Genomic DNA, 14247 nt, shown 5'->3' on the forward strand with positions numbered 1-14247 from the left:
CCGCCAACACATCCCGTTTGTTGCTTGTTAGTCTTGGCAATTGCAGACTCCCAACTCGCCATTCTCAACGTATGAATGAGTCATTGATAAGCCAACGAACACTTGGCGTTACCTTCACGAACGATAGTGCTGTCGTTCGTGTCTGGGCACCACTGGCCGAAGCCGTATCGCTTCGTATCTGCCATCAGGATTTAGTCATCCCTCTCCAGAACGATGGCGCTTACTGGCAAACGACTACCAGCCAGTTGAAACCGGGTGACACCTATACATTTATCCTGAACAACACAACTGAACGACCTGATCCGGCATCGCTATCGCAACCCGAAAGCGTTCATGGCCCATCGCAGGCGGTCGATACCGCTCAATTTGTATGGACAGATTCGACCTGGAACAACCTCCCGCTCGAAAGTTATCTCCTATACGAACTTCATACGGGCACATTCACTCCTGAGGGCACATTTGCCGGTATTGAAGCCAAACTGGATTATTTTGTTGAGTTAGGCATTAATGCCATTGAGATTATGCCCGTGGCGCAATTTCCCGGTACGCGCAACTGGGGCTACGATGGCGTTTGCCCGTATGCCGTACAGAATTCCTATGGCGGGGCTGCGGGGCTACAACGGCTTGTAGACGCCTGTCATCGAAAAGGGCTGGCCGTGGTGCTCGATGTAGTCTATAATCACATGGGGCCAGAAGGAAATTATTTTGCCGATTACGGCCCTTATTTTACCAATAAACACCGAACGCCCTGGGGCGACGCCCTTAATTTCGATGATAATTACAGCGATAGTGTTCGGCGTTATTTCCTTGAAAACGTCCTGATGTGGTTTCGCGATTTCCATATTGATGCATTGCGTTTAGATGCTGTTCACGCCATTCATGATGAGAGTGAGCTGCATATCCTCCGCGAGATTAAACAGTATGTTGATCAGTTTATGCAGGAAACCGGGCGGCAGTATTACCTCATCATTGAGTCAGATCAGAACGAAACGCGGTTTATTCAGCCGATTGCCAGTGATGGTTATGGTATGGATGCGCAGTGGAACGACGAATTTCATCATGCCTTACGGGTAACAGCAGGTGGCGAGCGAAGCGGATATTATGCTGATTATGACGGTATTCGACATCTGGCCAAGTCATATCGTGATGCCTACGTGTACGATGGAACCTACATGCCCCGGCGCGCCAAAATCGTTGGAAAGCCGACAGGCAGCCATCCGGGACAGCAGTTTGTCGTTTTCTCCCAAAATCACGACCAGATCGGAAACCGGATGCTGGGCGAGCGACCAAGTCAGTTGGTCAGTTTTTCCATGCAGAAACTCATGGCCGGAGCCGTGATGAGTAGTCCATACCTGCCCATGCTGTTCATGGGTGAGGAATGGGGCGAATTAAATCCATTTCTGTACTTCGTCAGTCATTCTGACCCAGAGTTGATCGAAGCGGTTCGGCAGGGACGCAAAAAGGAGTTTGCTGCTTTTCAGACCTCCGTTGAGGCCCCTGATCCGCAGGCCGCTCAGACATTTGAACGCTCCCGTCTTCGGTGGGAACGCCTGACTCAGGAGCCCCACCAAACGCTTTTTCGCTACTACCAGACGTTACTTTCCCTTCGCAAAAAATCGCCCTTACGGCACCCAAATCGTGAATCGGTGGCCGTGGTTATGGACGATGCCCGACAAACACTCACCCTGATTCGCCACCATCCAAACGATGCCCCGATTGTTTGTCTGATGAATTTCTCATCAAAACCCGAATCATTCCGGGTTCCAATTAGTATCAAACCCTGGCAAAAACTCCTGGACTCTGCTGATCCACAGTGGTTGGGTCCTCTTGCGGCTCCAATGGAAGTGGCAGGCGACGCGCCGGTCATCGTGCAGGCCGAATCCATTTTGATTTATACGAATGGGTAGTAAGCCTACGCTGAACGCCTATCCCAATCCTTCCGCTCAACCTATGTACAATCCTATTTCTACGTACCGGCTTCAGTTTCATAAAGATTTCACCTTTCAACAGCTCGATACACTGCTGCCTTATCTCCAAAAGCTAGGCGTATCAACGATTTATGCCTCGCCAATTTTTGCGGCTGTACCCGCTAGTTCGCATGGCTACGATGGTGTTGACCCGAACCGGATCAACCCTGAGATTGGGACAGAAGAGGAGCTACGAGCCATAAATCGCCAGCTGCAACTAGCCAATATGGGTTGGTTACAGGACATTGTCCCGAACCACATGGCCTACTATTTCACCAATCAATGGCTGATGGATGTGCTGGAGAAAGGCCCGTTATCTCGTTTTGCTTCGTTCTTTGATACATCGCTGGCAAGTTCATTTTTTCATGGCCGGGTCCTGGCCCCGTTTCTGGCCGAACCGATAGACGAAGCACTGGCCAAGGGTCACCTGACACTGCACTACGATCAGACACGCTTTTTGCTGGATGTGAGCGGGAATCGACTACCACTAAAGCCCGGTAGCTATGCAACTGTTCTGCAGGCAGATGCCGCTGAACCCTCCGACGCCATACAGCAACTACTGATTCAGCTTGATCAGCTCCGGCATCTGGATGAACCAGAAGCGTATGGAATTGAATGGGCTGAATTTCGACTGCAACTGGCGGCTTTGATGCACACCGACCAAACCGAAACGTACATTGAGGATTGCCTGAATGCGGTGAACCAAAATCCGGCTTTGTTACATCACCTCGCCGATGAACAGCACTATCGGTTTTGCACTGAGGCTGAAACCCGGCAGGAAATGACTTACCGCCGTTTCTTTACGATCAATGGGCTGATTTGCCTGAATATGGACGATGAGACCGTCTTTCAGCAACTTCACTATTTGACGAAAACATTCATAGACGACGGTGTTTTTCAGGGATTGCGAATTGATCATATCGACGGACTGTTCGACCCTAAACGGTATCTGGATCGGCTAAGGGCGCTGACAGGCGATGAAACCTACATCGTCGTTGAGAAAATTCTTCAGGGTAACGAGGCTTTACCAACCGACTGGCCTGTGCAGGGAACCTCGGGATATGATTTTCTGGCTCTGGTGAATAATCTGCTGACAAACAGCCAGGCAGAACCGGCCTTTCGCAATTTCTATCACAAATTAATTGGTAGTGATACGCCCCTGCCCGAGCGTATTCGGGATAGAAAAGCGTATTTTCTGGCTCAATACATGGGTGGTGAACTCAATAACCTCTACCATTATTTTCTCGATCTGAACCTGGCCGACGAAGCGGCACTGGCAGAATTGACAGCTGGTGAGTTAAAGCTGGCTATTGGCGAATTGCTCATCGAATGCCCCGTTTATCGGTACTACGGTAATCAATTGCCGCTACCGGCCAACGAATCAGACAGTATAAGGCAGATGCTCAAAGCAATTCGGGAAACGAAACCAGAGCTGGAATCGGCACTTGCTATGCTGGAAGAGGCATTATTGACCAGGCCAATGGAGGGTGACTCCGATTACAACCATCGGGCTCTTCGTTTTTATCACCGACTCATGCAGTTTTCAGGCCCATTGATGGCAAAAGGTGTTGAAGATACGTTGCTATACACCTACAATTGCTTTATCGGTCATAATGAAGTTGGCGATTCGCCCGAGCGTTTTGGCTTGTCAGTTGATGCTTTTCATGAAGCTATGCAGTACCGACAAACCCATTGGCCGCTTGCCCAGAACGCGACTGCCACCCATGACACCAAACGGGGTGAAGATGTGCGGGCAAGGCTCAATGTACTGACCGACCTGGCCGACGAATGGCTGGCTGAAGTTCAACACTGGCAGCAATTGAACGCTTCACTAAAGCAGTCAGCCGATGATCAGACGTATGTGCCTGACGCGAATGATGAATATTTAATTTACCAGAACCTGCTCGGCGCTTACCCGATGCCCGGCGAATCCAATCGGGTCGACGATGAGGACGATTTCCCGAACCGGTTTCGTTTATACCTCGAAAAAGCATTGCAGGAGGCCAAACGCCACACCACCGGCTGGGTTGTTGACGATAGCTATCACGAAGGGGTTAAGGTATTTACCGATCGTCTGCTCGAACGATCAGGAGCATTCTGGCCTCGATTCGAATCGTTTCACCGGCAAATAGCCGATTTTGGTATAGTCAATTCGCTGGCTCAGGTTCTGCTCAAATTCACCTGTCCGGGTGTTCCGGATGTTTACCAGGGAGCAGAAGGCTGGGATTTGAGTCTGGTCGATCCCGACAATCGACGCCCTATTGATTTCGCCCGTCGGCAGATGTGGTTATCCGATTTGCTTTCTCTTCAGGAATCTGACCCAGAAACGCATTGGTCTACTCTTTGGCAACATCGTTTCGACGGTCGTGTCAAATTCTGGCTCACGTATCTGCTCCTGCATGAGCGGCAGTCTAACACAACCTTATTTGCGGAGGGTGAATACGTGCCATTACTCGTTGATGGTATGTATCGGGATCATGTATTGGCTTTTGCGCGTCGGCTTGGCGCCCAATGGTACATTATAACGATACCACTCCATTTTGCCCAACTCTGTCGGCAACAGAAGCAGGATGCACAGCGAATCGATTGGCATGACACTTCCATTCGCTTACCAGTCGATGCCCCAACGAAATGGGTCAATTGTCTGGATGGGACCCTCAGCAGCACAACCGACCGTATGTTGGTGCAAGCTACGTTTACGGCACTACCCGTTGGGATTTTACGTAACACGGACTAAACGAAACAGCCCGTGTTACGTATGTTCGCGGCTATTCTTCCCGGATCAATTGTTTTAACTGGTCGGCTAGTTCAGGCGTCACAGTTACACCGTGCGCTTCCTGCGCATGGGCAGCGGCCTGTGTCAATACGGCATCTTCTGTGGAGGCCTTGATGACACCTTCGCAGTCGAAACCGGCATCGCGGCAATGGAGCGTTTTCATGATAGAGGTTTGGGTTTAATTGATCTATGGTTATTCTGCAATAATACTACACTATTCTTACTGAGTCGATTATGGCTATTTATAACCCAAATAATGGCAAATTCAGGCAACGGTCAGTCTTTGGACTGGGTAACAATATACTCTTTATAACTATTCGGCTTTACCGCATCCGTGAACAGCTTGAAATACTCTTTACCTTTTGGTTCACCATACATTTTCGTCAGCAAGGACGCAATATCATAATCGGCTCCTTTAATAACCGGGTCCATAATGAACAGGTAAGAATAGTAACCATCAGCATCCGCTTTGGTAGGGTGTAATATCCGCGTTTGCTTGAATATTTTCTGCTCAGCTACGGATAATTTCTTCGCGCCCGGCCAGAAAATTTCGTGGACAAACCGTTCATACTGGGCACGTTTGCTGGCTTTGACTGGATAAGCAACTACCCAAACCGTTTCATTTGGCTTAGCAGCCATGTGGCTTGTCTGGCTTATACCTGGTACAAAAATCAACGTGATGAAGCCTAGAATGAGAAACGGGCGTAGATAGCTGTGCATAGTAAATGGGTGAATTTATGGTAAACAGGAAACGTATCGATTACTAATCTAGCTCCATACTAACGGTGAGTTATTAACAAAACTAAAGGTAAATAAAGCAAGCAGTAATCAATTGACTAACAGCGTCGATTGATCAAACGGTAAGCCACGGATCAGAAGGCCGCTCAATCCAGATCCCGCACGTTTATCCATCATACTTAATCACTTTCTGGCACTAGTTGCCTTCGCCTTCAACGAGCACGATCGTTTCGTTTTCTTACAATTTTATCCAGCAAGGGCGGTAGACCTTTGTCCTGTCAAAAACGAAATAATAGCTGGTCTGTACACAACAGGCCAATTTTAACTAAACGTCCGGCATGAATACACGCTCAACTCCCGCTTTGCAACCAGAAGGCGCAACGATTCCAGCAACCTCCCCTGCCATCCTTATTACGGGTGCAACCGGCACGATTGGCACTGAACTTACCCGCATTTTATCCGAGAAAGGAGTGAGTTTTCGGGTCATGGTTCGCTCAGCCAGGGATGCACAAAAATTTGATACACTGGCCGGTGCCGAAGTTGTTACAGGTGATTTCAACGATACAGCAACAATTGCACAGGCTTTAGCTGGCATTGATCGTGCCTTTCTACTCACGAATTCGTCGGAACAGGCCGAAAGTCAGCAGCTCAATTTCGTTACCGAAGCTCAGCGTGCAGGCGTCGAACACATCGTAAAATTATCGCAGTTTGCGGCCGACCTCGCTTCTCCCGTTCGGTTCTTACGCTACCATGCCGTTGTTGAGCAGGCAATCCAGTTGTCGGGGATGGCTTTTACCTTTCTGCGACCCAATTTATTTATGCAGGGATTGCTGGGATTCCGGGCTTCGATTGCTGATCAGGGAAAGTTCTTCGCAGCCGTCGGTGATGCCAGAGTCAGCGCCATCGATATACGCGATATTGCCGCTGTTGCGGCTGCGGCTTTGACCGGTTCAGGCCATGCGGGGAAAATCTATACCCTCACCGGTCCTGAAGCACTAACCCACCCGGAAATGGCCGATAAACTCGCAACAGCCCTTGGACGCTCAGTTACCTTTATCGATGTGCCACCAGCTGCCATGCGGGACGCACTGATTCAGTTTGACTTTCCGATCTGGCAGGCCGATGGCCTGATCGAAGATTACGCACATTATAGCCGCAATGAAGCGTCGGTAGTTACGACCGATGTACAGGACGCTACCGGTTCGGCCCCACGGGACTTTTCCGCATTTGCCCATGATTACGCGCCTGGCTTCTTGATACCTTCAGTTGATCACTAACTGTTTTACTTATAGAGGCCGGTACATCCAGGCAGGAACACCGGCTTCTACAAAAGAATCAATCACCTAATAATCAGATAATTAATTACCATAAAAATTAAACTATTATTTTTTCTAACAAATCAACTAATATATTAGTTGTAAAACTAAACTATTAGTCATACCTTTCAGGTACGAAACCAGTCTACGCAAATACGATGCAACTACGCGAACTCACTAAGGCCGAAGAAGAGATCATGCGCGTGTTATGGCAGCTCAAAAAAGGCTTTGTAAAAGATGTACTGGCCGAACTGCCTGAGCCAAAGCCTGCCTACAATACCGTCTCGACCATTATCCGAATTCTGGAAAAAAAAGAACTGGTGGGTTATACGGCTTATGGCAAAACCCACGAATACTACCCGCTAATTACGGAGGAACAATACCGCCGTTTCCAAACGGAGCAGTTAATGGCGAATTACTTCGATAACTCGCTAAAAAAGCTGGTGTCGTTTTTTGTACAGGACAAGAACATCAGTCTTTCCGAAGCCGATGAGATCATTAAGCTCCTAAACAAAAACAAAGACCAATGAACACCCTCGACTATTTCCTGAAGGCTAACCTATATGGTCTGCTATTCGCGGGCTGTTACTGGCTATTGTTGCGCCGACATACATTCTTCGGACTCAACCGGGCTTATCTGATCCTTTCGGTTCTGTTGTCACTGACATTACCGCTGGTAAGTTTGCCCGCAGAAACCGTCGAGACGCTACCTGTGCCAGTAGGCGTCATTGCCTTACCAACAGCAACGGCCACACCACGGGCCGAAACCGGGCCAGATTGGAATTTAGTCTGTATATGGGCTTATGGTATCGTAGCCCTTGGTTTACTGGCACGCCTGCTGATCAGGACTGGCAGTTTGCTTTGGCTCATCCGGCGTTCGCCCCGGCAAGCTGGCGAGGGTTATGTGCTGGTACAGGTCAACGACCCAAAAACGCCAACGTTCTCATTCTTTCACTATATCGTTCTGAACCCGGCCGACATTAGTAATGAATTAATTCTCAAACATGAATTAATTCATGTTCGGCAGATGCACAGTGTCGATGTGTTAGGTTTAGCCCTGTTACGAACGCTATTCTGGGCGTGTCCTGCCCTATGGCTTCTTGATCGAATGCTACGACAAGTGCATGAATTCATTGCCGATCAGCACACCGACCAGCCCACTCATTATGCCCGCTTTCTGGTTGAATACAGCTTTGGTCTGCAACCAAGCCCGTTAACGAATGGCTTCTTCAATCCGTCCTTGCTGAAGCAGCGCATCCAGATGCTTCACCGTAGTTCCACAACCCGCTGGGCATTGACCAAATACACCTTAATTATTCCGGTAGCGTTCGTCCTACTCGCTATGACCACGGCACGGGAGCAGCTTTCCGATGTTGTCAGTCAGGTAACGGACGAGACCATAACCGTTTCGGGGCGGGTAACGAATGCGGTGGACGGGAAGCCGCTGTCTGGCGCTCATGTAGGCGTGGCTACTACGGGTAAAGGCACGACAACCGATCGTCATGGCTTTTATAAACTCACGGATGTTCCGATAACTTCACGAATTACCTATAGCCATCTCGGCTATCGTATGGATGTGTGGCGCCTTGAATCACTTGATAACCGAATCAAAAACAACGCATTAACCTTAAACCCAAAGCTAACAACAACTCTGGAAGATGAGCTACCGGCCATGGGATCAACGGCCATGTACAAAGCTGTTAAGCCCAATCCAGTCATGCCTCTTTCCACACCATCGGACTCACAAACGATAAATGGTAAGGTGTTTAAGGCTGTGGAAGAAAAGGCTGTTTTCCCAACGGGAATTCCAGGACTGATGCAGTATGTTGCCCATAATCTGCGCTATCCAGCTAAAGCAAAAGTGGCCGGGATTGAAGGTGATGTTTACGTTATATTCACGATACTGCCAACAGGCGCCGTCGGCGAAACGAAAGTGAATAAGACTATCGAACGAATTGGCGGAGGCTGTGAAGAAGAGGCTATTCGGGTTGTCAGGAGCATGCCTAAATGGATTCCCGCCAGGCAAAATGGCAAACCTGTAGCTGTACAGTACCAACTACCCATTCGGTTTGCGCTGGAAAAAGAAGCCAGGCAGACAGGCCAGGTTACCCCAACGGTCAACACTGCTGGTCCTGGTAAAAATAAAGCTCACGCCTTATATGAGGATGGCTCGTCGCAAAAAATAGCTTATCCCGACTCAAATCCTGCCCATTATCGGGATAGTGTTAAAACCCACAGCAGGCTGTTTCAGGCTGCTCCATTCGAGCGAACAAGCAAAGAACGTTATTCGATGCCCTTGCCCAATCGTTACAAATTATTCGTACCAGCTAAAGCCATCGTTCCTCCAGGGACGGACAACTTGTTTCTACTAAATGGGACGAAGCAAATCGGTAGCATTGATGGTGTAAACGCCAAAGATATTGAGTCTATCGATGTGTACAAAGATGAGCAGACCATCGCTAAATATAGAACCTTATATGGAGATAAAGCCTGGAAAGGCGTCGTCATTATTCACCTCAAAAGTGCAAATGTTTTATGAGCACACCACCCTACCTCCTCGTAGCCAGCCTGTATTTGGTGCTGTTTTACGGCTGCTACTGGTTACTACTGCGCCGAAATACGTTTTTTGGCCTCAACCGAGCCTACCTGCTTACGTCAGTGGTACTTTCAGCAGTATTGCCCCTTGTTGAATTACCGGGCGGCCTTTCCGAAGACCTGACGCTGACGAGCATTTCCTCAGTCACGTTTACAGTTGGCACTGCATCAGCCAACTCCTACAACCTAACGTTATCGCAGTGGTTCTGGCTGATCTATGGCCTGGGCGTTGGGGGCATGCTCATTCGCTTACGTCTGAACCTGCGTTCGGTCTTTCGGCTGATCAGGAGCGGTTCTCCCGAAAAAAGGAAGGCATTTACCCTCGTTCGGCTGGGCGACGATGCATCGCCTTCGTTCTCTTTCGGGCGGTATCTGGTACTGAATCGTACGGATACACTGGCCCAACCCGACGCCCTCCTTCGCCATGAGGAAGCTCATATACGCCAGTATCATACGGTCGATATCTTATTCCTGGAAATTGTGCGAGTTGCATTCTGGTTCAATCCAGTACTATGGCTCTACAAGCGTGCGGTGCAGGAGGTTCACGAATTTCTGGCCGATCGGGCGGTGCTGAAAACACCCCAACCGGATTATCCGCACCAGTTGGTTGCCTATGCGTTGAATGTCCCGTCAACCGCTTTAACTACTCCTTTTGTTTCTAAATCAACCCTAAAACAACGAATTGTTATGTTGCAAAAACCTGCCTCAAATCGCCGGGCCTTACTCGGTTATGCGCTGGCTTTACCGCTGGCCGCCTTACTCGCTATGTGTACGCAAGAACGCGACCTGCCCCAAAGCGCTACAGCGCAGGCATCGACCCAAAAATCCGGGAAAATTGCCGGTGGAGAAATTTTTACAACTGTGGAAAATCCCCCGGTATTTCCGGGCGGCATGCAAAAACTAGGCGAATACCTGGGCCAGAATCTGAAGTATCCTGAAGCGGCCCAGAAAGCCAAAGCAGAAGGGAAGGTATTCGTGAGTTTTGTGGTCACCAATACGGGCGGGATTAGTGATGTTCAGATTGCCAAAGGAATTGGTTTCGGCGCTGATGCAGAAGCCGCACGGGTTGTCAAGAATATGCCAAATTGGGAACCCGGTACACAGGGCGGACAGGCCGTGAGTGTTAAATACACGCTACCCATTAATTTTCAGCTGGAGGATCAAAATGGGCAACGAATCGAGAAGTTGCCTCCACCTCCACCCCCAGTTCCAGCGGCTAAAGGGTCCGCTTTAAATGAGCCAAAACACTTTCTGATCGATGGCAAAGAAGTTTCAGAAGCGGAATTGAAAGCGTTATCACCCAATACAATCCTTCGGATGGATGTCAATAAAGAGAAGGGAATAATTGCTGTTACCACTAAATAAAGTACCTGAATAAGAGCCATTTCCAGTTAAAAGCTCGTGGCCCCTAGTAAAACTTCCGATGAGTTTACTAGGGGCCACGGCTGTTACAGTCAATGCTGCATCCGGCAATTAAATTACTCCTTCATAACCTTCCGGTTCGCCGTTCCGCTGGGGGTCTGCACCTGTAGGAAATAGAGTCCTTTCGGCAACTGTCCAACATCAAGTATGGCCGTTTTCTGACGCCCATGAATGGTCGGTTGCACGACGGTTGCACCCGTGATCGTTTTAAGCGATATAGTTTCAATCGTCTCGGAAGCAGGCAGTTCGACGGTCAGGGTAGTATTGGCGGGGTTCGGATAAACCGATAACGCATTCGACCAGGTTGGCTCAAGAGCCGTAACTGCCAGCACCGTAAACGTACGATCAACGGGGGTAGCCGCGTAAAACTGTGCGCTTCCATCCTGATAAGCCCGAATCGTAACTGATCCTACGCCCGTCATTTGCAAGGTTGTGCCGCTCAATTTGGCCGGACCGCTCTGGACCAGGAAACTCACGGATAGATTTGACGATGACGTAGCCTTTAGTGTCAGATCACCCTGATCCGAATAACGGTCAGTAATCGCATCGAACGTAATGGTTTGGGTCGTTTTTGCTGGCAATGCACGTGTTGCCTGTGTGTACCAGACGGGCCATTTGGCTTCCGTATACAAGACAGTTGCCCCTCCTGATGGTGTCAGTTTATCGGCACCCAGATTAATGCCTGCTATATCTTCCCGACCATTTGTTTCTACACCGAACACCAGTTTATTATCCAGCCGCGAATAACTGGGAAAGCCCAGCGTATTATTCTCATACACCTGTTTGAGCGCCCCTTTGCTCAGATCGGCAGCCACCACATAGTAGCTGTCATCGTTCTCATTGAAGTAGTCGAAGGCAATGACGTCAGGGGAATTTTTGGAATACGACGGATTTCCTACGCTTTCGCCATCCTCCAGGTCAGAGAATAGCTTTTCAATGGTTCCATCCGCAAAATCGCCCGCTTTATTGTCCCAAACGTTAATGAATCCGACATCCCAGTAATCAATAGTCTCACCTATGCCGTTCTGAAGCTCATTAAAGGCGTCATAGACAATGTTTTCGCCCGTAAAATCCCATTCGAACGAATCGGCATATTTCACTTCGCCGGTTTCAACACCCTCCGAGTAGGTCGGGTTATACAATTTAAACTCAGCCCACTTTTTCTTTGCGTAGCTATACACATAGATTGAGCCATCTTTATCCGCCGTCAAGGCAGCCAGTTTGGTGCCATCTTTCGAGATCGCTACGTTATCCCAGATCGTCTCGTCGGAAACCACCGTTTCGGTTGGCGTTCCGGTCAGGTTCACCGAGCGAATCCGTTTGTCGGTCGTCACATAATAAGCAAACTTTCCATCGTCGGTTATGCTTGGGCGATGCACCAGACTTCGTGAGGTTTTCAGATCGAATTTCGCGGGTTTGACATCCACATTGGTCGAGTACAGATTTGCATCGGCGGCATCCGACAGCAACAGTAAATCCTGCCCGGCAGCAATTGGCACGTCGGGCTGTTTGCCGGGGTCGGGCGAGGTCTGGCCATTCTCCACAATACCCACCGCGTCGAATGCAGTTTTCGCAGCTGCAACCTCCGCCCCTGTTGCTCCGTAAAGATCGCCAGCCGCTTTAATAACCGCTAACCGCAAATCAAGGAACTGCGACGTACGAACCAGGTAGGTCGTTAATGCCCGATAATAGACCTTTTCGGCTTTATCCTTCGTAATGGCCGTTGCAAATTTATAGAAGGCAAAATTAGGAATACCACTGTTGATATGCACCCCGCCATTATCGGCCGTTGTCTTGTCAAATTGCGACATAGTGGCCGGTTGATAACCCTCGGGGTCTTTTGTCTTTCCACCCTGATTCGGGTTAGACATATTTCTAAGGGCTCCCGACGGCAACATAACCGGGGTGGCAATGTCCTCCCCGATTAGCCAATCATCGCGATCGATCATGGCACCAAATACATCAGCCATTGATTCATTGATGGCTCCCGACTGATTTTTATATTGCAGATTAGCTGTATTCTCAATAACGCCGTGCGTCATTTCGTGGCCAGCTACATCTAAACCGCCTGCCAATGGTTTCAATAACTTACCATTACCATAAGCCATTACTTTGCCATTCCAGGAAGCATTATCAAGTCCTTTACCATCCTCATCGGCAAGATTTATCACCGAAATCATGGTGCCACCATTCCCGTTCAGGGCATTCCGGTTAAACGTTGTCCGGTAATAATCGTAAGCAACTCCAGCATTATAGTGAGCCGACACGGCCGTTGGCGACCAGTCCGTATTATTTCCTGATGTAATCTGATAAACTTTCTGATTGTCACCGAATGTGTTTTTTGCATCTATTGTCCATAAGGCACCCACCGGATTACCCGGCATTTTGGATGTCGCGGCATTGAACATTGGCTTCGACGCATCAATCATGTAGTACAAATTAGCATCCTGATACGTCTGGAAAGAGCGCGTTACGCCATTCAAATCTTTCCCCGATGCTTTCGTAGGTCCAATGAACGTACAGGTATTATCGTACTTATCGATCACTTCGCCCGTCTGGGCATCAATTACATACTGCCAACGCTCAAGCATGTTTGGGCGAACCGTCAGTTGATAGGCCAGCTTAGCGCCATTCGTGGTCATAAATACGCACAGATCGCCTTCTGTCGGCTTCATATTCAGGATATTATCACCAAACGCTCGCACGTTCGATGTCTTTCGAACATCGGCCAATGCTCGTTCAGACGCATCGGTTAGAGCCAGCTTTGGCGTTGTCGACAGCCCATCGGGTAGGGACTGATACCGGCCGTTCAGCAGAGTAACCTCACCATCGGTCAGGTGAGCAACGAGTTCAGAGCCGAGTACGGGCACCCCAGCATGCGTCTGCGTCAGCCGAACGTGCATCTGCCCCAGGTCATCGGTTTCGGTACGGGCAACGGTGAAATTAGCCTGAGGATCCTCAAGCTTTAACAGCCCCTTGATCTGCTCCATAAACTGGTAAGTCACAGATGCAGCGGCTGCCGCCGACAAGCGTGCTCCGCCGTTTTTCGATTGGCTGGCGATCGCTGGTTTTGTCGATTTTCTTTCGATAAAAACGGGGAGCCCCGTCACTGAATCACGAACGACACGCAAACGCATCGCCTGCGTTGTCAATCGCGCACCAGCCGCCCCACTACCTACTAGCTGACGGCCAGCCTGATGGGTAGGAGCCGGCACGACGACGGCATTCAGCCGCGCGGCCAGACCGGGTTTGGATGATGTAGTTTTATACTTCCGGCCAAAGCCAGCGTCGGGTTGCTGGGCCATTGCGACCGTAGCAGTCAGTAGCGATAAAACCAGTAAATGTCGTTTCATAACCGTTTGTGGTTTGTTGTTTTCAGTTCATGTGGTTCGGTTCATTGTTCATGATTCCGGTGCATCTGTCCGGTAAACTG

At 49.4% G+C, this 14247-nt stretch carries 9 protein-coding genes; 6 read left to right on the plus strand and 3 right to left on the minus strand.

Annotated elements, in window-relative coordinates; genetic code table 11:
* Window positions 1–71 precede the first annotated feature (71 nt).
* Both treZ and treY read left to right on the plus strand, forming a co-directional pair.
* On the plus strand, window positions 72–1907 hold the full coding sequence (gene treZ, locus GJR95_RS29730; protein ID WP_162389318.1) for a malto-oligosyltrehalose trehalohydrolase: 1836 nt from the start codon (window positions 72–74) through the stop codon (window positions 1905–1907).
* A complete protein-coding gene (gene treY, locus GJR95_RS29735) occupies window positions 1900–4704 on the plus strand; it encodes a malto-oligosyltrehalose synthase (protein WP_232540897.1) in 2805 nt (934 codons plus the stop codon). Before treZ ends, treY begins: the two co-directional genes overlap by 8 nt.
* A 31-nt stretch (window positions 4705–4735) precedes the next feature.
* On the opposite strand, the gene GJR95_RS29740 is transcribed toward treY, so the two are convergent.
* Window positions 4736–4906, minus strand: a complete 171-nt coding sequence (locus GJR95_RS29740) for a DUF1059 domain-containing protein (protein WP_162389319.1) — start codon at window positions 4904–4906, stop codon at window positions 4736–4738.
* A gap of 113 nt (window positions 4907–5019) precedes the next feature.
* A complete protein-coding gene (locus tag GJR95_RS29745; protein WP_232540898.1) occupies window positions 5020–5463 on the minus strand; it encodes a hypothetical protein in 444 nt (147 codons plus the stop codon).
* 356 nt (window positions 5464–5819) lie between these two features.
* Here GJR95_RS29745 and GJR95_RS29750 point away from each other — a divergent pair, with 356 nt between their 5' ends.
* The 4 genes from GJR95_RS29750 (at window position 5820) to GJR95_RS29765 (ending at window position 10757) form a co-directional block, all read left to right on the plus strand.
* Window positions 5820–6758 carry an SDR family oxidoreductase gene (locus GJR95_RS29750; RefSeq protein ID WP_162389320.1) on the plus strand — a complete coding sequence of 313 codons (939 nt, stop codon included), beginning with the start codon at window positions 5820–5822 and terminating at the stop codon, window positions 6756–6758.
* A gap of 197 nt (window positions 6759–6955) precedes the next feature.
* Window positions 6956–7327 carry a BlaI/MecI/CopY family transcriptional regulator gene (locus GJR95_RS29755; protein WP_162389321.1) on the plus strand — a complete coding sequence of 124 codons (372 nt, stop codon included), beginning with the start codon at window positions 6956–6958 and terminating at the stop codon, window positions 7325–7327.
* Window positions 7324–9336 carry a TonB family protein gene (locus GJR95_RS29760; RefSeq protein ID WP_162389322.1) on the plus strand — a complete coding sequence of 671 codons (2013 nt, stop codon included), beginning with the start codon at window positions 7324–7326 and terminating at the stop codon, window positions 9334–9336. The genes GJR95_RS29755 and GJR95_RS29760 overlap by 4 nt, the downstream gene beginning before the upstream one ends.
* Window positions 9333–10757: a M56 family metallopeptidase gene (locus GJR95_RS29765; RefSeq protein ID WP_162389323.1), complete on the plus strand. Its 1425-nt coding sequence runs from the start codon at window positions 9333–9335 to the stop codon at window positions 10755–10757. Before GJR95_RS29760 ends, GJR95_RS29765 begins: the two co-directional genes overlap by 4 nt.
* 113 nt (window positions 10758–10870) lie before the next feature.
* Here GJR95_RS29765 and GJR95_RS29770 read toward each other — a convergent pair whose 3' ends face one another.
* A complete protein-coding gene (locus GJR95_RS29770; protein ID WP_162389324.1) occupies window positions 10871–14167 on the minus strand; it encodes a M4 family metallopeptidase in 3297 nt (1098 codons plus the stop codon).
* Window positions 14168–14247 lie beyond the last annotated feature (80 nt).

Origin of the sequence: Spirosoma endbachense, assembly GCF_010233585.1 — a bacterium.
GTDB lineage: Bacteria > Bacteroidota > Bacteroidia > Cytophagales > Spirosomataceae > Spirosoma > Spirosoma endbachense.